The 22,756-nt window shown below is 48.3% G+C and carries 15 protein-coding genes; 10 read left to right on the top strand and 5 right to left on the bottom strand.

The annotated features are described in order from the left end of the window. Positions 1-149: 149 nt before the first annotated feature. Both D328_RS0102850 and D328_RS0102845 read left to right on the top strand, forming a co-directional pair. Positions 150-1,868 (top strand): NAD-dependent malic enzyme, encoded by a 1,719-nt coding sequence (locus D328_RS0102850; RefSeq protein WP_018883440.1) that lies wholly within the window; start codon positions 150-152, stop codon positions 1,866-1,868. A 343-nt stretch (positions 1,869-2,211) separates the two neighbouring features. Beyond that, positions 2,212-4,038 carry an APC family permease gene (locus D328_RS0102845; protein ID WP_026280978.1) on the top strand — a complete coding sequence of 609 codons (1,827 nt, stop codon included), beginning with the start codon at positions 2,212-2,214 and terminating at the stop codon, positions 4,036-4,038. Positions 4,039-4,051: 13 nt separating this feature from the next. Here the strand turns inward: D328_RS0102845 and D328_RS0102840 are convergent, their stop codons facing one another. Continuing rightward, positions 4,052-4,501, bottom strand: coding sequence for a GNAT family N-acetyltransferase (locus D328_RS0102840; protein WP_018883438.1), 450 nt, complete (start codon positions 4,499-4,501; stop codon positions 4,052-4,054). Positions 4,502-4,696: 195 nt separating this feature from the next. On the opposite strand from D328_RS0102840, the gene D328_RS0102835 reads away from it, so the two are divergent. After that, positions 4,697-6,997, top strand: a complete 2,301-nt coding sequence (locus D328_RS0102835) for a helix-turn-helix domain-containing protein (RefSeq protein ID WP_018883437.1) — start codon at positions 4,697-4,699, stop codon at positions 6,995-6,997. Between the two features lie 117 nt (positions 6,998-7,114). Here D328_RS0102835 and D328_RS0102830 read toward each other — a convergent pair whose 3' ends face one another. The 4 genes from D328_RS0102830 to D328_RS0102815 all read right to left on the bottom strand — a co-directional run bounded on the left by D328_RS0102830 (position 7,115) and on the right by D328_RS0102815 (position 11,524). Continuing rightward, complete coding sequence (locus D328_RS0102830; RefSeq protein ID WP_407667779.1) at positions 7,115-8,617, bottom strand: extracellular solute-binding protein; 1,503 nt, start codon at positions 8,615-8,617, stop codon at positions 7,115-7,117. 114 nt (positions 8,618-8,731) lie between these two features. Beyond that, positions 8,732-9,625, bottom strand: a complete 894-nt coding sequence (locus D328_RS0102825; RefSeq protein ID WP_018883435.1) for a carbohydrate ABC transporter permease — start codon at positions 9,623-9,625, stop codon at positions 8,732-8,734. An 18-nt stretch (positions 9,626-9,643) separates the two neighbouring features. Next, on the bottom strand, positions 9,644-10,510 hold the full coding sequence (locus tag D328_RS0102820) for an ABC transporter permease (protein ID WP_154658954.1): 867 nt from the start codon (positions 10,508-10,510) through the stop codon (positions 9,644-9,646). A 441-nt stretch (positions 10,511-10,951) separates the two neighbouring features. Next, on the bottom strand, positions 10,952-11,524 hold the full coding sequence (locus D328_RS0102815) for a GNAT family N-acetyltransferase (RefSeq protein WP_018883433.1): 573 nt from the start codon (positions 11,522-11,524) through the stop codon (positions 10,952-10,954). A 139-nt stretch (positions 11,525-11,663) separates the two neighbouring features. Here D328_RS0102815 and pdxR point away from each other — a divergent pair, with 139 nt between their 5' ends. From pdxR to D328_RS0102780, 7 genes are all read left to right on the top strand, one after another. After that, entirely contained in the window at positions 11,664-13,115 is a 1,452-nt protein-coding gene (gene pdxR / locus D328_RS0102810; protein ID WP_018883432.1) for a MocR-like pyridoxine biosynthesis transcription factor PdxR, read from the top strand. Between the two features lie 309 nt (positions 13,116-13,424). Beyond that, entirely contained in the window at positions 13,425-15,032 is a 1,608-nt protein-coding gene (locus D328_RS0102805; RefSeq protein WP_033411986.1) for an extracellular solute-binding protein, read from the top strand. A 469-nt stretch (positions 15,033-15,501) separates the two neighbouring features. Then, a complete protein-coding gene (locus D328_RS0102800) occupies positions 15,502-16,353 on the top strand; it encodes an ABC transporter permease (RefSeq protein WP_404821469.1) in 852 nt (283 codons plus the stop codon). Positions 16,354-16,392: 39 nt separating this feature from the next. Further along, entirely contained in the window at positions 16,393-17,262 is an 870-nt protein-coding gene (locus tag D328_RS0102795) for a carbohydrate ABC transporter permease (RefSeq protein ID WP_018883429.1), read from the top strand. Positions 17,263-17,279: 17 nt separating this feature from the next. After that, positions 17,280-18,974, top strand: a complete 1,695-nt coding sequence (locus D328_RS0102790; RefSeq protein WP_018883428.1) for a hypothetical protein — start codon at positions 17,280-17,282, stop codon at positions 18,972-18,974. A gap of 159 nt (positions 18,975-19,133) precedes the next feature. Further along, entirely contained in the window at positions 19,134-20,324 is a 1,191-nt protein-coding gene (locus tag D328_RS0102785) for an MFS transporter (protein WP_018883427.1), read from the top strand. A gap of 81 nt (positions 20,325-20,405) precedes the next feature. Then, positions 20,406-22,652 (top strand): helix-turn-helix domain-containing protein, encoded by a 2,247-nt coding sequence (locus tag D328_RS0102780; RefSeq protein WP_018883426.1) that lies wholly within the window; start codon positions 20,406-20,408, stop codon positions 22,650-22,652. The last annotated feature ends 104 nt before the right edge of the window (positions 22,653-22,756 follow it).

The raw sequence follows: 22,756 nt of genomic DNA, 5'->3' as shown, positions 1-22,756 counted from the left end.
TGCTGGAGTAATAATCTGGGACTTCCGGGGAAAGCTAACCTTCACTCCTGTCTAAGTAACCTAATTACTTATATTCCATCATCCGTGGCATGTCATGTGCTTTGCTTTTTCTGAAACTACTGATGCTGACATAAGAAAGGAATGAGTATATGCAAACATTATATCGGGATTCGACGGGTGTGCTCCGAACGCCACTCAGAGGCAAGGATATCCTGTCCAATCCGTTATTGAACAAGGGAGTTGCCTTTACGGAAGCGGAGCGGTCAGCCCTGCATCTTAATGGCATCCTGCCTCCAGTCGTCCTGAATATCGAGGAGCAGGTGAGTCGTGCTTATGAGCAATTGAAGAATGAGCCAAGCGATCTGCGCAAAAATATAATGCTGAATGATTTGTACAACCGAAATGTGGTCCTCTATTATCGCCTGTTGAGTGAGCATCTTAGCGAATTGCTGCCTATTGTCTACACACCGACGGTAGGACAGGCCATTCAGGAATATAGCCACCAGTACCATAAGCCAGGCGGTGTGTATTTGTCGATTCACAATCTGGATGGCATTGCAGAAGCATTCCACAATACAGGCGTGGAGGCTGGCGATATAGATCTGATCGTAGCTACCGACTCGGAAAGTATACTGGGCATTGGAGACTGGGGCATTGGCGGCATTAACATAGCCATCGGCAAGCTTGCTGTATATACGGCTGCTGCCGGGATCGATCCTGGTCGAGTCTTGCCAGTTGTATTGGATGCGGGGACGAATAATCAGACCTTGCTCCATGATCCGCTATATATCGGGAATCGGCATGAACGAATTCGTGGAGAGCAATACGAGCAATTCATTGATGCCTATGTCCAGACAGCCCGCAGGTTATTTCCGAAGGCACTGCTGCATTGGGAGGACATGAGTCATGTCCATGCCAGAAGCATCTTGAACCGCTACGGTCCGCATATGCTGACCTTCAACGATGATATTCAGGGCACTGGTGCCGTAACACTGGCAGCGATTTTATCCGGGGTGCAGGTTAGCGGTATTCCTCTACGTGATCAGCGAATTCTTATCTTCGGTCCTGGGGCTGCAGGCATCGGCAATGCGGATCAGATTCGCGATGCGTTGATGAAGGAAGGGCTGAGTAAGGAGGAGGCGGAGAGACGGTTCTGGGCATATGATTATCGTGGACTACTCACGGATGAGACGGAGGGGGTGCTGGAGTTCCAGAAGCCGTATATTCGAGGTGCCGAAGAGCTTCGTTCCTGGACGATGGACCCGAGCGGCAAAATATCACTGCTGGAGGTGGTGAAGCAAGTGAAGCCGACTATTCTGATCGGCACCTCCGGTGTATCTGGTGCATTTAGTGAGCAGGTTATCAGGGAGATGAGCAGACATGTGGAGCGTCCCGTAATCATGCCCATGTCTAACCCGACCAAGCTTGCGGAGGCGGTGCCTGAGGATCTGCTCCATTGGACGGACGGCAAGGCCTTGATTGCGACAGGCAGTCCATTTGAGCCCGTCATTTACAAAGGGACGATCTATGAGATTGGGCAAGCGAACAATGCCTTCGTATTTCCGGGCTTGGGACTTGGAGCTATTGTAGCTCAAGCCAAGGTATTCACCAGCAAAATGTTCACCGCCGCTGCTCATGCCGTAGCGGATGCTGTAGATTCAACCAAGCAGGGTGCTCCGTTGCTGCCGCGGGTGAAGGATCTGAAAAATGTCTCGGTTGCAGTAGCTATAGCTGTAGCCAAGGCCGCCATAGAGGATGAGGTTGCATTACAGGTGCCAGAGGATGTAGAGGAGGCAGTGCGCTCTGCTATGTGGCAGCCTAGGTACAGGCCGCTACAGGCTATGGAGAGACTGGAATCCAATAGCTAATTCCAAAGTAGTTACAAGTGCTGAATAGGCTGCAGACGGACATGAAATCACCCGCTACCGCTCGGTAGCGGTGTTTTTGATAAGAAGTGGTTAATTGCATGATTTCATAAGCTATCGAGAGCTTGGAATAGAAAAAGGCAACTTTACCCGTTTACATAAATCATTCCTGTCAAAATTAAGCTAGCCGCCGTTTTACACCATCGGTATAAAGGAATATTCTATTCAAGTCCCGACTGGCGAAGATAATCCTGGCCGCTTGGGGGAGACTATGACAACGAGCAGATTCGCATGCTTAAGCATGTGTGAACTGATTCATTCTTCTTAGAAAGTAGCGGTGAGCCTTGTGTTTTCTCAATTAAAACGCTTTTTAATCGGTAGACCCTTGAAATCTCATGAAGCCGGGGAGCAGAAGCTGAACAAGAAAAAGGCGCTCGCAATCCTGTCCTCGGATGCCCTGTCCTCTGTGGCTTATGGACCGGAGCAGATCCTGATTGTTCTGGTGACCGTGGGCACGGCAGCCTTCTGGTATTCCATTCCTATCGCAGTATGTGTGCTCGTGCTGCTGACGGCCTTGATCCTGTCCTATCGGCAGATTATTTTTGCGTATCCTCAGGGGGGCGGAGCCTATGTAGTCTCCAAGGAGAACCTTGGAAAATATCCAGGGCTTATAGCTGGCGGGTCATTGCTGGTGGATTACATTTTGACGGTTGCGGTCAGTGTATCAGCCGGTACGGACGCGATTACCTCGGCTTTTCCAAGTCTACATCCTTATAACGTGCTTATTGCGGTAATCTTTGTGGTATTACTCACGATTCTGAATTTACGGGGCGTGACGGAGTCGGCTTCGGTACTTGCGTATCCGGTGTATTTGTTCGTGATCGCTTTATTTATCCTGATCGGGGCAGGATTATATCGTATTGTCACAGGTCAGGTGGACCCAACGATGCATGCGAATATTGGGACGCCTGTGGCGGGTATCAGTTTGTTCTTGCTGCTACGCGCCTTCTCATCAGGCAGCTCTGCCCTGACAGGGGTAGAGGCCATCTCGAATGCGATCCCGAACTTCAAGAGTCCGGCACCGAACAATGCAGCCAAGACACTACTTGCAATGGGCTCATTGCTAGCCCTGTTGTTCTCGGGTATTGTGCTCCTTGCCTACTATTATGGTGTGACTCCGCTTAGGGAGGTGACTGTGGTATCGCAGATTGCCGAACAGACCTTCGGCAGGAATGTTATGTACTATTTCATTCAAGGTACGACAGCGCTCATTCTTATTCTGGCAGCCAATACGGGGTATTCGGCCTTCCCGCTGCTGGCGGTTAATCTGGCCAAGGATAAATTTATTCCGCGAATGTTCACAGTTCGAGGGGATCGTCTTGGCTATTCGAATGGGATTATCAGTCTCGGTGCCTTGTCTATTATTCTGATCATTGCCTTCGAGGGACAGACTGAGCATCTGATTCCACTGTATGCAGTGGGTGTGTTCATTCCATTCACCCTCTCCCAGACAGGCATGATGCTTAAATGGCTACGTGAGAAGCCCAAGGGCTGGGTGCTTAAATGGATAACCAATACGACAGGAGCTCTAATCAGCCTGATGGTTGCTCTGATGTTCTTCCTGACCAAATTTGGCCAGGTATGGCCAGTGCTCATATTCCTGCCTGTCATCGTATGGCTGTTCTACCGTGTGCGCAGACATTATGATGATGTAGCTGATCAGCTCAGATTGTCTACGTGTGAGCCACCATTACCGATTGATGGGAATGTGGTCATACTGCCTGTGGCTGGTATTACCCATGTTGTCGAGAATTCATTGAATTATGCCAAGTCCTTATCACCACAACAGATTATTGCAGTCTATGTCCCGTTCGAGCGGGAGGATGAGCTGGTCTTCGAGAAGAAATGGAAGGAATGGCAGCCTGACATTCGACTGGTTACCTTGTACTCTCCTTATCGCAGCATTATTCATCCCTTGAGTAAATTCATTGATACGGTGCAGCGCAAGGCTAGCTCGGCGAACTATCAGGTGACGGTGATCATCCCGCAATTCATCCCCAAGAAGGGGTGGCATAATATTTTGCATAATCAGTCCAGTCTGTTGATCAGAGCACACTTGCTCTACAGGAAAAATGTCATTATTACCACCGTACCGTACCATCTGAAAAAGTAAGTAGCTGCGCCCGTCAATTCATGGAGAAGTGGACCCACTCTCTGCCTTGGCGGGCGTTCATTGCATGAAAAAAGGACTGTGCCCGTGTATTGTCACTGGCAGTTATCCACGTCATATTGGCAAAACCATGCTCTAGGGCATACGTGACACAGGACTGGTATAGCTTCTCCTCAAGCTCCGAATTGCGATAAGCCTCTTGTACATAAAGGTCATTCATGACCGCAATCCGATCAGCCTTCATCGTACTCAATGTAAAGAATAGGGTTGCGAAGCCTACACACTTCCCTTGATCCTCGGCAATAAATTGAATTCCTTCCTGCTGATCCATTAACAAATGAACCATGCTGTGAAGCTTCTCTTCGGATGGAGCAGGATTTTTGTAAAAATCCACTATGTATTCATACATCAATTCCGTCAGCTGGGTCAGATCATGTGGTGTCACATTTCTAATCATTGTTGTCATGGCTAGTTTCTCCAATTCTGTTTTTGTGAAGTGATTGAATAAATATACAACCACAAGAATAAAAATTCAATACAAAACTGAAAAAATTCAAATTGTACACAAACATACCATTTGTACAATATTCTGTTCAAGCCAAAGTACATATAATAGACTTAGTTCAAACATCAGCTGCATGCAGACAGGGAGGGAGTCCACTTGAGCTCGTTCTACATGTACCGCAACCTGCGAAGCAGGCTACTCGTCGGAATTACCCTATGCGTTACACTAACCCTTGTGCTATCGACTACAGTCTATTATTTCTATTATGTTCAGGTTGAGCAGGAGCAAGCCTTCGAGGCGAACCATGCTGGTCTGATGCGCAGGAGTCGTGAGGTCAATAATATGACGTCTGTAGCTCAGTCGCTCGCCTTTCAGATGTATCGAAGTAGTACACTGTCCAAGTTGCTGTATTACCCGGAGCCCATAGTCTATGATGTCACGGGTGCTATGGCGGAAATGAACAACTATCTAAGCTCTATGCCTTATATTGAGTCCATCTATGTGTATAATGCACAAAGCAATACCGTATACATCGCCTCTAATCGCGGACAAAATGGCATCTTTCACAAGGAGGAGCTGGCGGATAAAGGCATTCTGCAGATCATGAAGCAGTATCAGAGGTATAAGCCCTTTACGCCAATTCCAAGAGTGTACTCCGTGTTACCTCCCGCGGAGCTTGCGGCTGCCGAATCAGCAGCTGGAGCGAGTCAGTGGGATGATTCAAGAGTAGCTGCTTATACGTATCTATGCTATGACGCAATCAATGCGGAGGAGCGGATCCAATCCGCAATTATCGTTAATGTATCTGCGGCCTGGATGAATACAGGGATGGCTGCCGAAGAAGGAAATAGCAGCTCTGCTATTCAATCCTATATTCTGAATGATCAGGGGAGACTATTGTCTGCTGGGACACTAATAGACACAGAGGCAAATAAGCACGATCGGGGTTGGTTAACGACGAAGATCTATAAGCAGAGCTCAGGCTACTTTATTGATGAATTCCAGGGAAGGAAATCGTTGATCTCGTTCACCTCACCAGACCAAATGCATTGGCAATATATCAGTATCACTCCTTATGAAAGCGTTATTAGTACGACTAGTTCATTACGAAATACAATGCTGTTCATTGCTTTTATGATTGCTGTGGCGGGGCTCGCGGCTTCTTGGAAAATATCTCGTATTCTATATAAGCCGATCAACCGTATGCTGGCCTATGTGAACAGACTTGAATCGGAGAAACGTAACAGTATGTACACGATTCGTCAAAGCATGCTCTTGAGTATGGTACGAGGCAATCAGTCCATGTTAGAGGAGAAGGGGCTGACTCGACGAATGGAGCTTGGCATTACATTCCCATTTCATGAGGATTATCGTCTCGTACTCATCCACATTGATGAATATCTCCGCTGGCAGCAGGAGCGCGGCCCGGATCTCCTTCCCTACAAATTCGCGATTATGAACATTGCATCCGAGATCGGAGGTCAGGCTTATCGTGTGGAGACGATTGATGCGGAGGGAGCAGAGGTTATTCTGCTGCTGCATATGGAGAGTGCTACGATTTCACATCAGGGGGACGATTCGAAGCTACTGCTGGAAGCTGTGCTGCGTCAAATACGTGAGGCATGCCTTGAATATTTACGGTTATCTATATCAACGACTTATAGTCAAGTAAGTAATCAGCCACAGCAACTACCAACCTTATACCTTCAGGTACAGGAGGCGATGGAGCAACGTTATTTCCTGGGTAATGGAATTATTGTGGATGCAAAGGCGATGGAGCAAGCTGCACTTCAGCATACGTACTATTATCCTGCTGATAAGGAGAAGAAGCTGCTGGATTACTTGAGGTCAGGGCATACCGATGAAGCCTATACGCTGTTGCAGAAAATGATTGCAGCGATGCAGGGGGCTTCGTTCTCGGCAACGCAGATAGCGCTTTCAAGGTTGGTGCTGAATCTACAGCAAATGATCGGTCATATCGAGGAAATGAACGGCTTTAAGGCAGGAGTATTCCCACAGGTACCCGTACCAGAAGCCTACGATACGGTGACGGAATGGCAAAGGGAGGTGGAAATCGTATTCTCTTGTGTACGGCAACAGCTGCTGCATAAGAGAAGTACCAAGCAAGAGCGACTGGTGGAGCAGATTCAGGAGAAAATAAATAGATGTTATGGGGATGCTAATTTTTGTCTGAATCAGATCGCGGAGGAACTTGATCGCTCCCCTGTGTATATCAGTCGAATCTACAAGCAGCAGATGATGATTACGATCGTAGATGCTCTGCAGCGAACCCGTATCGAGAAGGCCTGTCAATTGCTTCTGGAGACAGATTGGCCTGTAGCGGATATTGCGATGCAAACGGGCTTTGCCAGTACATCTTACTTTCACCGGATGTTCAAACGTGCTCTAGGCGTAACTCCTACAGATTATCGCCGCTCCCGTCCGATCTCGGTATAAGGCAAGCAAGTCTACAGACAACAGCCGTGCAATACAGCTCCTTAAGTGGAGCGTAGCACGGCTGTTATTTTTGGTCAGCATCGGTTCGATCTATCATAGCTGCGTTACTTGAGAGGATTATTGAATTCCCTTTTCCTGCACATAGGCTTCCCATTGCTTGGTGTACTCGCTTTGCACCTTCTCTAGTCCGGCTTGCTTGGCTTTTTGCATAAATAATTCAAGACCTTCATTAAGATCAGCTACAAGCCCAGCCTGCAGTGGATAAAGATATTGCTTCTCCACTTGCTCCAGGGCAGCCTTCTCAGCTTGATAGGTGGTGTAGTCCTCGGCGAACCCAGTATAGATATCAGGCTTTTGAATCGTGTCCAGCTCTGCAAAAATCTCCTTCACCTTATCAAAGCTTGGATCAAACAGCATATATTCGGGATTGCGCCAAGCCCAGCCGTTCATGGCCTCGCGTGGGAAGCCATTGCTTGCGCTCGTCCCCAGCATTTGATAGTAGCCATCCTTGACGGTGTAATTTGTACCCTCAATTCCATACTGCGTCAGCAGATTGTAACGCTTGTCGGTCACAAGCTTCTCATAGAAGGCCAGCGCTCGAGCAGGATTCGGGCTGCTCTTTGGAATGGCGAACCCATTATGAATCGGGTGCACGGGTGTCGCATAGCCTGTCGTCAGTGGGAATGGATAGTATTCCAGCTTCCAATCCGGGTGGGAGGACTTCAGCTTGATGACCATATCGTTGAAGCGATTCGGATTGTCGCCGAAGATGGTGGCAGCCTTACCTGATGTCACCTGATCCTGCAGGGTATCCTTAATATTCAGAACGTTCTTCGGAATGAAGCCTTTGTCGGCCCAGCGCTTGTAGGTAATCAGCTCTTCCTTATGCTCGTCGGAGCCCCAATAGGCATATACCTTGGTGGGCTGCTCATATTTGATCCCGATGCCATAAGGAAGCGCACCGACGCTCTTCGTGGCCAATTCTGTGTAGCGATCATGCAGATTGCCTTTGACATCGCTGTTGAGCGAGATGGGACGCATATTGGGCTCATGCTGACGGATACCATCCAGATAAGCCTCAAAGCTGGCTAGATCCGTGGGCTTTGGCAGGTTGTATTTCTCGCGCAGGTCCTCGCGCCAGACGAACCCATTCGTGACATATTCCTTGAAGGTGCTAGGTACGGTATAGATTTTGCCATCAATCTTGACGGCATCCCACATCTCCTTGGGCACGAATGAATTTAATGTAGGAGCGGCTTCAGGCAGGAGCTCATCCAGAGGGAGAAAGGCCCCTTTTTTGGCATAGGATTGATATTGTGTCCAATCGGCTGTGAAAATCAAGTCAATGGGCTGGCCTGAAGATAGAAGCAGCTTGTATTTCTGATCCCAATCGGTCCAGGTCGTATAGTTGAATTTGACGGTGGCATTGAGCTCCTGCTCCGCCATCTTGTTAATCTCAGCTTCGATCGTTGGCAGCTCCTTAGGTGCATCTCCCAGCATATAGAATTGCAGCTGCACTTTCTTGGACATATCATCCTTGACAACGGCTGTAGGATTACCTGGTTTCTGTGGCTCTTGACTACCACCGCAGCCGCTCAGCAGAAAGAGGACGAGCAGCATTGGCACCAGTATAAGCAGATACGGCTTGCTGTATTGAAAAAAATCCATTGGAAGGCCTCCTTAGGTTACGTAAGTTATGTTTGGACCTGGCGATACAACAGGTAATCCGACCCATTATCCTTTGACTGCACCGATGGTCAGTCCCTTGACGAAGTAGCGCTGAACGAAGGGGTACAGTAGCAGGATCGGACCAGTGACGACGATGGCCATGGCCATCTTGGTGGATTCGGTCGGCATATCCGCCGAGAGAGAGACTCCTGTGCCTGCGCCCATCTGCGCAATGAACTGCATCGAATTAACGACATTGTACAGATAGTACTGCAGTTGGTACTTGTGCGGATCATTGATGAAGAGCGAGGATAAGAACCAGTCATTCCAGTAAGCAAGGGCCAGGAACAGACCTATGGTGGCAATGCCTGGCGTGGACAGTGGCAGTACAATTTTGTAATAAATCTTGAAGTCACCCGCCCCATCGATCTTGGCAGAATCGAATAGCTCATCTGGCATCGAGGAACGAATGAAGTTCTTCATAAGAATGATGAGGAATGGAGTCATCAGGCCCGGAAAAATGAGAACAGCATACGAGTCCAGCAATCCCAAATATTTGGTCAGCAGGATGTACCAAGGCACAAGACCACCGCCAAACAGGGTTGTGAAGTAAATGTAGAAGGACAGGCTGTTACGATATTTGAAATCCTTGCGTGCCAATACATAGCCAGCCATCGTCATGAAGAATAGACCTAGCGTCGTACCGACAACCGTGGTGAAGACGGTGACCCCATAGGCTCGAAGGACCTCTTCCGGGAAGGTGAACACGGTGCGGTAGCCCTCCAGCGAGAACTCTTTAGGAATGAAATGGAAGCCATCGCGTATGATCGATTCATTGCTCGTGAACGATGCCGACAGGATGAACAGAAAGGGAAGCAGGCAGACGATGGCTGCTGCAAGGGTCAACAAGTAGGATATCCATTGGAAAATACGACTGGAAAGCTCCTCTTTAATAGTCATGGCAAGGGAACTCCTTTCCTAGAATAAGGCGTATTCATCATTAATCTTGCGAATGATATAATTGACGGTCATGATTAGCACGAAGCCGAACAGAGATTGATACACACCGGCGGCCGTAGCCATCCCCACATCAAAGGTAACCTTGAGTGAACGGTATACGTAGGTATCCAGAATGTCAGTCGTATTGTACAGCATCCCGTTGTTGCCAATAAGCTGATAGAACAGGTCGAATTGTCCCTTCATAATACTGCCGAGTGCGAATAGTAGCAGGACGATGAAGGTGGACTTGAGCATGGGCACGGTAATGTACCAGACTCGCTGCCAGATATTCGCTCCATCCATTTTGGCGGCTTCATAATATTCTTCATTAATACCGACAATGGCTGCCAGATAGATGACCGTGCTGTAGCCAAGGTTCTTCCATAGGTAGAAGAAGATAATCAGGAATATCCATACCCAAGGCTTGTTGTACACGTCAACGGGCTCGCTCCCGAGCTGCTGAAGCATCGTATTGAGGAATCCGCTCTCATAATTGAAAAGATTATACACAATGACACTCAGGATCACGAAGGATACGAAGTAGGGCAGGAACATGACGGATTGAGCCAGACGCTTGAACCAGCGAGTCCGCAGCTCATTGAGCATAATGGCGAAGGCGATCGCCATCGTATTGCCGAGCAGAATAAAGGCGGCATTATAGCCGACCGTGTTCAGCGTCAGCTTGGTCAAGGTGCCAGATTGCCATAGAAATTGAAAGTTCTGCAGACCAACGAACTGAGCATTGAACAAGCTGGTATTGAAATCGAACTGGGTGAAGGCGTAATAGATCCCGACCATAGGGAGATAGGAATTAATGAAGAAGAAGATCAAGGTCGGTAGCAGCATCAGGAACAGGATGTGATTTCGTCGTAGCTCCAGCAGGAAGCCTCGGAGTCTCCCGACTTTGGGCGTAGGGACGGGGAGGGAGGCATCTGCAGGCAAATGAACGGCTTGCTTGGAGGCAGGGGTCAATGCAGGTCACTCCTTTCTGGTATGTAGACAGAGTAGAAGTAGCATGAAGACGAATAGTGAGTAAAAAGAGTTCACTCGTGTGATTTCATGCTCGCCCAGCTGCTATCAGATGTGGAGCCGTGGTGATGCAAGCAGAAGTAGCGTATGTTCATTATTATGTAAGCGCATACAGTTTGGGAAGTGAAGCCTTTCGTGGTTGGTGAACAAAAGTATATTTTTCTAATGTGAAGGATGTGGATCGGAGTGTACAAAATGAACCTTGATGGGCAAAAAAGCCCCGAGAACAGGGCTCTCGGGACCTCGTAGTATTTGGACTCAGCCTTGTTGGCGGAATTCATCCGCAAGTATGCTCATCCAGATGGAATCGTGGTAGGCATGATCGTAATAGAGGACTTGTCGCTGCACTCCTTCCCGTACAAAGCCTGCCTTTTCATACACATGAATGGCCCGATCGTTATAGCTGAATACATTCAGCTCAATGCGGTGCAGATTCAAAATGCCAAAGCCATAGCCCAGTAGTAGCCGAATGGCTTCACTGCCATAGCCTTTCCCCTGGTGGTCTGCATTGCCGATCGCAATCCGCAGATTCGCATTCCGATTCGTGGTGTCGATATCCTGAAGGGCAATATCCCCAATCAGCTCGTTTGTATCCTGCAGTCCGATCCACAGCAGCACGGATGAGGTATCGGTGACTTTGCGATCCAGATAGCTCTGCACTCGTGCAAGGGAGAAGACAGCCTGGGTACCTGTCAGTCTACGCATATCTGGATCATTCAAAGTGCTATAGTACATCCTCGCATCCTCGACCTCGACCGGGCGTAGATATACCTTCTTCCCTTGGACCAAGCGCAAGTCCTTTGTAGCTTCATCATCGATCCACTTGCTCATATATATTTTCCCTCCGTAATAGAAATAAGCCCATTAATGGTTCCTGCATGTCCAGACTCCATTACTATAATGGATTTCTGTATACTCAGAAATAGTCAGATTGAATAAAAACTAAAGGACAGATGTATGGAGGATCACTATGATATTGGCAGGCATTCGATTTGAACCGGACTCCCCACTCTATATTCAGCTTTATGATTATATGAAGGAACAGATTGTATTAGGAGCTTGGGAGGTGAGCACTCGTCTCCCCTCCGTCCGTCAATGCGCGGACACACTCGGCATCAGTACGACGCCAGTCGAAATGGCTTATCAGCAGCTAGTCGCTGAAGGATTCGTCGAGGCACGAAATCGAAGTGGTTATCATGTGCTTCCATTGCCAGAGGATTACGCTCGTCTTGGTACCCGGACTTGGAACTATTCCAGCGCAGATACGCCCGCTCTAAAGTCATTCGTGCCAAATCCTCTGCGACCACAGCGAGAATACACCTATGATTTTCATTTGTCACGTAATGATTTTAGTCGATTTCCCCATATACAATGGCGCAGGGTGACCGCAGAGGTCATGCAGCAGTCACCAGACGTGCTGTTCTATGGCGATCCGCAGGGAGAGCTTGGATTGCGCAAGGAGATTTGTACCTATTTGGAGCATTTTCGCGGTGTACGTACCAACCCGGATCATATCGTCGTTGCAGCTGACCAAATGACTTTATTGGTCTTTCTAGCCATGCTATTGCAGGACAGATACAGTGTCATAGGCTTGGAGAACCCGGGCTACCCGCTTATAGCGGCGGCCTTTCGCCGGATGGGCTACCAGCTGGAGCGAATCCCGCTAGAGCCTGACGGAATGGATGTTAGTAGACTGCTTGCCAGTGAAGCAACGCTAGTAGCGGTAACACCATCCCATCAATATCCTCAGGGGATGGTTATGTCGGTCAGTAAACGTCTGCAATTACTGGAATGGGCTCAGCAGCAGCAGGGATATATTATTGAAGACGATTATGATGGAGAATTTCGTTATCACGGTCGTCCCATTCCGTCTCTGCAGGGCTGGATGGAGTCGAGTCGAGTTATCTATATGGGAGGCTTCTCTCAGATTATGGCGCCGGCCTTATCCCTGCATTATATGGTGCTGCCTCCTGAACTGATGGAAGCATTCCGGGCCCTACAATACGAGCTGTTATTCGAGCAATCTGCTTCTCGGATTCACCAATGCGCGATGGAGCTATTCATGAAGCGTGGTTACCTGGAGCAGCATATTCGTAAAATGCGAAAGATCTATCGCCGTAAGCACGATATTCTTGTGGAGGCGATCAAGCAGCATTTTGCAGGCTGGGGAGAGGTTATTGGACAGAATGCGGGCTTTCATATCGTGCTGAGGGTACATATGGAGCATACAGAAGCTGAGCTGCTGCAGCTAGCCAGAATGGCAGGCATTCACGTTGCCTCCTCAGCTTATACCTGGCATGGGACAAGGCATCAGGAACGGCGTGAATTCATCATCGGCTTTGCCGGCATGGATGAGGAGCGAATCGAAGAAGGAATCGTGCAGTTGAGTCAAGTATGGGGGAGATTGAGAGTTCATTCTTAGTATGTTTCGAAATACTCATATAATGTAATATAATGTGACATAAAATGTATATGGAAACAAGTTTATTGCACGGGACAACAGTTTATATGTGAATAAATATGACCTAAATCAATAAAATTTCGCTTTTAAAAATGATTTGAAAATAGTTTATTGTGCATTTTTGTTTTTCTGTGTGATACTTGTTAACATCAAAGGCGCTGGCGTATACAAGCAAGCGATTAGAGTTCGATGCCTATAAGGCGAGCTGCTGGAGATGACAGAAAGCACAGAAGGCATCCTATTATTTAAAAGGGGAAAGGTGATGTGTTCATGACAAAAGGTTGGTCCAAGAAATGGTCGGGTCCTCTGATGGCGACTGTACTCGCATCCACGATGCTCATCTCGGCGTGTGGCGGAGCTACTGAAGGACAGTCCTCCACTGGGAATGGAGGCTCTGCTGGAGCTACTACATTAAAGGTAGAGCTGTTTGATCGGGGGAATACTCCTGCAGGCTATACGATAACAGACAGCTATTTGACCAACCTCATTCAGGAGAGATTCGGCGATCCGAACAATATTAAGGTGCAATTCGTACCTGTGCCGCGCTCAGAAGAGACACAAAAGCTGAATGTTCTCATGGCCAGTAAAAGTGAAGTGCCAGATATTGTCTTCACCTACGATTCGGGTACCTTCAACCGTTATGCCGAACAAGGTGGTCTGACAGACCTCACTGAGCTACTGGATCAGCATGCACCGAACCTGAAGAAGTTTCTGGGAGAGGAGACGCTGGCATATGGTCAGTATGACGGAAGACAGTTCGCGATTCCTGGAAAACGTCTTGTACTGGGCAAGTATGCAGGATATGTTCGCCAGGATTGGCTGGACAAGCTGAATATGCCAGTTCCACAGACAACAGAGGAGCTGCACAGCACCCTTAAGGCATTTAAAGAACAGGACCCGGGAAATACAGGTGGCAAAGCCATTCCGTTCGGTATGAGCCTGGCTCCCGCTCAATATGATCCGTTAATCTGGTCGTTCATCCAGCCGCTTACGGAGGAGCAACGCTACACTCTGACTCAGCAACTCGGGTCCAGCGATTACCCAACCTTGCTGCCAGGCTTCAAGGATGCCATGAAATTCCTGAACAATCTCTATAATGAGGGGCTAATCAGCAAGGACTTCGGTCTGGATAAGGACAAGAAGCAGCTGTGGCAAGATGTTCAGAATGGTAATGTCGGATTCTACACGGATGATGCAGGCGAAATGTACTTCCCGTACAACGGCACCTATGAGAATTTGCAGAAGAACGTTCCTGGAGCTGTCATGACGCCTGTCGATGCTTTCACAGACTCTGAGGGCAAGCATTCCAAGCCGGCCTATGCACCAAATGCAATGTACGTCATGATTCCGAAATCCAGTGAAAATGTGGAGGCTGCGCTGAAGTATCTGGATTGGATGGCCTCGGATAGCAATTTGTTCGACATTCAATTTGGTATTGAAAATGAGAACTATGTCATGAAGGATGGCGTGCCTGTAGTGAAGTCCGATGCGACAGATGAAGCGAAGAACCGTCTCTACAATTTTGGAGACCTGGCTATCATCGTAAACGGTAAGTTCGCAGGAGACGATGCCAAGAATGAAGCGGCTTATATCGCACAGACGATGGACGTCTATCAAGAGGATATGCGTAAGTCAGTTGAAATCTCGAATGTGGACAATATCCAGCAGGTTCGCTTTGGTCACCCGATTGAATCAGAGGCTAAATATGGCACAACACTGGCTGACAAGTATCAGGAAATTATCGTGAAGACTGCGATGGTGAAGGCGGATCAGTTCGATGCTACCTTTGATTCGATGCTCAAAGACTATATGGCAAGTGGTGGACAGGCCATTCTGGACGAGCGTACGGCAGCCTATAAGGCTATGAAAGGCCAATAAAGCATTGTCACAAGCTCATTCAAATGCTCATCAAATGCTAATTACACTAACGGACTGAACTACACATCTAACTAAAGCGTCTTAAGGGATATTGTTATGAATGTCGTATGAGTGTCGTATGAATACCTTGGCACAGTGGAGGGGCTACTAGTACCTTGGCCGAATACGATTTTGGGCTTAAATGATCTGCAAAGAGCGTGGTTAGCGGAAAGCGGGGAAGCCCTAAAGAAACGGAGTGGACGCCTTTAAGCTTGCTGTTCATCTGCTTATATATTCGTTCATTAGAACAGCAAGCTTATCAGTGGTCGACAGGGCTCCCCGCTTGAAGCGGCTCTTTACTCACATTTGATCTGGTCAAGGCAATGGTCCAAGTACTCTTCACTGTAGCATCATTAATGATCAAGGAGAGGTGAAGGCAGTGCGGACATCCACATACCTACGAAGACATTGGCAGCTGTACGCGCTGCTAATGCTTCCTATGCTGTACTTTATTATTTTCAAGTATGGTCCAATGTACGGAGTACAGGTGGCATTTAAGGATTTTAACTTTTTTCAAGGGATCTCGGATAGTCCATGGGTCGGATTGGAATTCTTCCGTGAGGCGTTCTCGAACAACGATTTCTTCAAAGCACTGCGCAACACATTGATGCTGAATTTTCTGGACCTGATCGTATCCTTTCCAGCTCCGCTGATTCTCGCTATTATGCTCTATGAGCTGAAGGTCAAGTGGTTCAAGAAGCTATCGCAGACGATTCTATACATTCCACACTTTATTTCGTGGGTGATTATTGGCGGCATTGTGCTACAGGTATTCGGTACCCAATCCGGCTTTATTAACAACTTGCTGACAAGTCTTGGTCTTGATGCAATCCCGTTCCTCGCCGACAAAAATTACTGGCTGATTACCTACCTGCTCGTTGGGGTATGGCAAAGCGCGGGATGGGGCACGATTCTCTATTTGGCTGCGTTGACGGGCATTAACAAGGAACTGTTCGAGGCTGCTGAGGTCGATGGAGCAGGGCGTTTCAAGAAGATCTGGCACATATCTATCCCAGGCATCAAGACGACAATTGTTACCTTGCTTATTATTAACCTTGGGAATATGATATCGATAGGATTCGACCGTCCTTACATCATTGGTAACGTTGCCGTCAGAGATTATGCTGAGGTGCTGAGTACATTCGTGTACCGCGTAGGTCTTCAGTCCGGGCAGATCTCCCTGGCTACGGCAGTGGGCTTGTTCCAGGCTCTTGTCGGATTGATCTTCCTGCTCGTGGCGAACTATACATCCAAGAAGCTTACAGATGAGAGCATATTGTAGATCTAACGTACAATGATGTATTGAAAGGGGAAAGAAGCGATGAGCGAGCACACTTCAAATCGGATATTCGATATCTTTAATGTCCTGTTGATTTCGGTAGTCATTCTGCTGTGTTTGACACCCTTTATCCATATTGTCGCAATATCCTTAAGTTCCAGCCGTCCGATCATGGCAGGTCTCGTCTCTTTTATACCGGTCGAATTTACACTGGATGCCTATAGTAAAGTATTTGCGGACATGTCGATGATTCGATCACTGGGCTTCACCATTTTTCTAACGCTGCTTACGACCGTGCTGTCTATGCTGATGACCATTATGGCGGGTTATGCCATGTCGAAGCGGAACCTGCGCGGTCGTAAATGGATCATGCTGATTATTGTGGTTACGATGTTTTTTAGCGGGGGAATTATTCCGGACTATATTCTGATTCGTAATCTGGAGCTGTTGGATTCGATTTGGGCGCTCGTACTGCCGAACTTGATCAGTCCCTTCTATATGATTATTCTCATCTCCTTTCTGCACGGGATTCCCGAAAGCCTGGAGGAGGCGGCCGAGATTGACGGCAGCAGTCACATAGGGACATTGTTTCGCATTATTCTCCCCTTGTCGTTACCGGTGCTGGCTACGCTTAGTCTGTTCTACGCAGTAGGCCGCTGGAATGGGTTCCAGGATGCCTTGATGTATATTTCGAAGCCAGAGCTGTACCCGCTGCAGCTTAAGCTCTATCAGATGATTCAGAATAATCAGGTGAGTGAGATGATGCAGGAAGGGATAGGGATGGCACAAATGATGCCGGAAAGTCTGAAGGCAGCCAGCGTCGTATTCTCAACTATTCCGATCCTGATCGTGTACCCGTTTTTGCAGCGTTTCTTTATCAGTGGAATTACGGCAGGTGCCGTGAAGGGCTAATGAGGAGGAGTATATTCATGATCTCTTTACGAGAGCAGTTGACAGAGGAGCAGCGTTATTTGGTAGACCAGGCTATGCATGTGATGGATGGTCTCTACGATGATGAGCAAGGGCTGTTGCAGGATGAAGAAGTACCGGAACGCCATGATACCCGAAGTAGTGTCCATTATGCATTAGGTCTGTTGATACGTGCAGGTGAAGGGGACATCACCCGCGCCTGCACCCTGCTACATCAGGTAATGGATTTGCAATTTGATCTACCGGATGAAATCTATCACGGTACCTTTCGTACGGCACCCGAGCGACCAGATCCACCTGCTGGGAACTACGCCTGGAAGGAGTTTGCACCCGGCTTCACCTATTTCTGGGATGATACTCTGGACAGGATCGGGCAGCAACTAAGCATCCAATGGAGCCAGAATACGAATATGGGGCCCGATGCATCGGATTCCCGGTTCATTATACAATCTTTGCGCGATGCGGCCGATAAGGTCATTCCGCGTGTCTGGAGAAGCTACGATCCGAACTGGAGAGAGTTCATTGCTTGTGCATTTGCTATTATATTGGAGCATTTTGAGCATATTCTGCCTTCCGAGGTGGTAGCCCGAATGGATGAGTGCATGGTAAAGACGGTGGGAGCTTCCATAGATCGCCGTGGCTCCGATGCTATCCCCATGAATACCAATATTGAACTTATGCATATTTTCGCCGTTCACTATTTCGGATATCGCTTGAAGCGGCAGGATTGGCAGGAGCATGCCCAGCTTCAGGCCGAGCGATTGCTGGCTGAATTCCGTGAATTCGGTAGCTTCGCCGAGTTCAACACAACGACTTACTACGGTGTTGATCTAACCGTGCTTGGGATGTGGAGATGTTATGGGCGTACCGCTGCTCTTAAGGAGATTGGAGCCGAGATTGAAGAGGGGCTATGGCGGAATATTGCGCTGTTCTACAACCCTGAGCTTGAGAATGTGTCTGGTCCCTTCGCAAGAGCCTATGAAATGGAAATGCTGGGGCACAGCTCGATGGGCGTTTTCATTTATCTGGCCTTAGGACAGGACTATAAGCATTTGACGCTTCCCAATTGTGAGACAAGTCATGATCCGATGATTGCGCTGGTTGGCGTGAATGTACCAGAGGATGTGCGGCAGCAGCTCGCCACTCATGCTGGAGACCGTAGAGTGGATAAGCAGTTTCGTGAGCTCTGTGAACGTAATAAGCCTGGAGAGAATCGTCATCTCTGCACAGCGAGTGCGTGGATCGAGCGCTCCCGCATGATTGGAGCGATGTCTGGGAGTCGCAATACGAATGGTCAGATGCATTCCGCAACCATACACTGGAAGTCAGTCAGTGGGGATAAGTATTATATGCGGCTGATTCGAAGGGAAAAGGGCAAGGGCTGGAACACTCATCTGAAAGGTATTGTTTTCGACGCTAAGGTGGATAAAGACCGCTTGTCTGCAGAGGTAAGTCTGGAAACGGAGTTGGATGTCGAGGTGTACTTTGAGATTGAGGGACCGGGTCTATCACAAGCGGAGATTACGGCTGACAGCTGGAAGCTACCCGGACTATCCTGCAAGGTAGATAGCAAGGCGCCGCATCCTCATGTTATTCGGACAGATAACCGGATTGAAATCGTATACGCTCATCTCGGGACGAATGTTAACGGTCATATGAGCTTTGATCTGGAGCTGGACCCTGTGGCCGAATAGAAGGAAACATAACCATTCGTAATGCCATCTCAAGCGACTCCTTTTGAACATACTGTAACCTTGAAGTTGCACTGTATTTATATGGTTAATGTTCAAAGTCCTCCGGCACTGCCGGAGGTTATTTTTCTAGCTTGAATCCACGAAAAGGAAGTTATGGACATGGAAAATACAGCGGTCATCCCATTAGGAGCCAAAAGAGATCTATATCGGCTTCGGCTTCTCTATTTGCTGACGGGTACAGCAGGAGGGCTATTTAATCCTTATTTGACAACATTATTAGTGCACCAGAAGATGAATGCGAGCATCGTAGGAGGAATGATGTCTGTAGGGATATTGCTGTCGATCATCGTACAGCCGATCTGGGGAGTGCTGGTGGACCGCTACCGTCAGACGAAAGGAGTGCTCCTGCTAGCGATTATTATTCCGGCGGTGCTCTCCTTTTTTTATAGCTTTCAAATCTTTGCTGTTATCGTATTCGCTTATATTATTTCTATTATCTTCAGTACAACGCAAAGTCCGATTGCAGACTCTTATGCGGTGTCGGCAGCCCGCGCAGCAGGTACGTCCTATGGAACGATTCGCATGCTGGGCAGCCTCGGGACTGCGCTGGGAGGCTATGCGGGTGGTTTTTATTTATCGCATTTCGAGATAACTCGATTATGGTTACCCTTCCTGCTTCTGAGTCTGGCGGGGGCTGCGACGGTGCTCAGTCTGTCAAATAACAAGCGAGAGTATGCAGCGGCGCCGGTATCTCTCTCGGAAGGCTTGCGTGAGCTGCTGGGAAATCGTCTGTTCTTGTTGTTTTTGATTGCCTGCTTTTTTGTGAATCAGACACTGACAGCTTACAATTCGTTTTTTGTGCTTGCTTTTCAGGAGGCAGGGGGGAGCTATTCACTTGTGGGAACGGCCCTGCTGCTCGCTTCCCTGACCAATGTGCCTTCGATGCTGCTGGCAGCGAAAATACTCAAGGCGTGGGGACATGAGAGAACGCTGTTGCTCGCTGCTTTCTTCTACGCCCTGCGCTGGGCTATACAATGGCTGTTTCCGATTCCTATGGTTATGGTTGGCATCCAGGTGCTGCACGGCTTATCGTTTGGTCTGTTCTACGTCGCCGCTGTGGAATATGTGGCAGCCGCTGCGGGCAAGAGGATGCAAGCAACAGGACAAAGTATCTTTAATATGGTGTTTTCCGGTCTTGGAGGGATTGCAGGGAATTTGCTTAATGGCTTTCTCTTTTCGAGTGGAGGTGCCAATGTCATGTATTTTGCATGTACAATTAGTGCACTAATCGGGGCGGGCATGCTATATTGGATAAATAAAATGGCCAAGCGGGTTGTTGTGTCACATTAGATGACATTAACTCGACTCATGAACAGAAGATCAGGCAACTCCTTCTGATTCCGACCAAAGAAAAAAATGGGGGGATGGCGAATGAAGCGGAGTTGGTCTAGCAGGATGATGTTCTCCTATTTTCCCATCTTTCTGCTGACAGTGTCGATCCTGATTTTCCTGTCAATTGTTATTGTTGGGGAGCTATCGCGAAATGAGACGACCAAGGCCAATCGAATTTCTACAGGCTATGTGGTTGACTCCGTGAGCAATGCGCTAAAGAGTGCCGAGTTGTCACTGCTGCAGGAAATGGAGACCAATGAAAGGTATGGCAATTTCCTTAGTGGACGGGATGAGGAAGGTAACCTCACACACCTCTACTTGACAGTCAATGATATGCGACGGTTGCTGGTGCGTAATGATCTGATAGATTCCCTGTATATTTATCGTGCTGTAGATGGAAAGGTACTGACCTTGAATGGTTTGGTTGATCTGGATGTGTTCGCAGACCGAGCGTTTCTGGAGATGGCGCTAAGGGACAAGGAAGAGCGCGGCTGGAGTCCTGTGCGTAAGCTGCGGCTGGCAACCTCGGAATCAGAGCGAAGGGTAATCAGCATGTACAAGCAGCTTCCATTGCCGTTCGGGCAGGAGGGCGTAGTCGTCGTCAGTCTGAGTATGTACCGATTGGAACGAATGATCAATGATATGGTCAATAGCCAGGTCTCTTTTTTGCGAGTTGTTAACGATGATCGTGAGCTCGTATATACTCCAGATCTGGTCGAGGATTCAGCACAGACGAATGTCTTGACCGCGATACGGTTGGATAGTACAGGCTGGACATTCGAGAGCGGTATTCGGGCTGGAGAGCTGTTCGCCTGGATGTCGGTCGTGTCTTATGTATGGATCATACTTGGCATTTTGACGGTAGCGGCAGGCACAGCATACATTCTGTACATCACCCGTAAGAACTACCGCCCCATCAAGGTCATGCTTAATCGGATTCAGGAGCTACAGCTTAGACAGGAGCCGACAGGTACAGGTGTGAGAGCGAGAAATGAACTGCTCATCATTGATCAGGCGCTAGAGAACCTGATTGAGCAGACCGTCAATTATCAGAAGCAATATGATGAGAATATGCTCGTACAGCGCAGGCAGCTCTTTCTGAATCTGCTGGAGGGTGAAGCATTACCGATCCCGGATGAAATCCTTGAGCGCTTTAAGCTGTTCTCTGAGTCAGTAGGGCAATATGCCTTTGTCACAGCCGAGATCAACCAATATGACCAGTTCCGTGAGAGCCATGCATTAAAGGATCAGAGTGTGCTGAAGCTGACGCTGATGAATTTGCTGCGGGAGCTCACGTATCAGGAAGGATTGGAGGGTTGGGCAGAATGGGTGAGCAGTAGCCGAATCGGTCTGATCATCGGTTTTCCAATGGAAGCAGAGGTGGATACCCAGCAGCTCCGCAGGCTCGCTGAAGCTTGTCTGCGCTGGATCACTGACAATTTGGGGTTGTCTCTCGCGATCGGCGTTGGGCCTGTCGTCAAGGGGCTGGAGGCAATCTCGATTTCTCGTGAGGCGGCGGACATCGCACTACAGCATAAGTTGTCACTAGGGCAGAATATGGTTGTCTTAAGCGATCATTTACCCGACAAGACAACTCTGCAGTCCTATCAATATCTTCAGCAGTTGGGCGAGCTTGTCCGTGACTTCCGGCTGGCTGATGAGCGCTGGCGGCGCAAGCTGGAGGAATTGTTCATTTCTTTTCGCAACGATCAGATTAGAGATGAAGAGATTCGCATGATGCTGTATACGCTCATTCAGATGCTTGGACGCGAGTTGAGTGAGGTGTCGGACAGTCTGCAGCGAATTTTTGAGGAACCTAGTCTTCAGTCCTATTATCGGGAAATTGAGGCTGAGACGACGCTGTCCCAGGTGCAGGCCGTGATGCTACGCTGGCTGGGAGAGATCTATCGAATCTATGTATCGGTAAATGAGTCGAAGAGCTACAGGGCCATGATCAGTGAGATGAAAGTCTATATTGAAGAGAATTTTGCTAATCCAGATCTATCATTGAAGCATTTGAGTGATCGATTTCAGATTTCGGGGAAGTATGCGAGCTATTTATTCAAGGAAGAGTTTGATATGAAATTCGTGGATTTCCTTACCCAACTACGTATGCAGCGTGCGGAATATTTGCTGGCAACCACAGCTGAGACGCTACAGGACATCGCCCAGCAGGTGGGCTATGCGAATTCTATCACCTTCGGTCGGGTATTCAAACGGATCGTAGGAGTTACTCCGGGTGACTACCGCAAGCTGGGTATGAAGCCGGGGGAGGCTCAGGAGTAGGCATGAGATTCAAATGATACATTATGGATACACCTCCTCGCTCAAGCTATGTTATGTTAGAAGGAGTGATTCTTCTACTAAATTTTTCATCCGGGGAGTAGAGA

Source organism: Paenibacillus massiliensis 2301065 = DSM 16942 (assembly GCF_000377505.1).
Lineage (GTDB): Bacteria > Bacillota > Bacilli > Paenibacillales > Paenibacillaceae > Paenibacillus > Paenibacillus massiliensis.
Note: the sequence above shows the minus strand (reverse complement) of the source record. Positions and strands in the feature narration are given on the sequence as shown.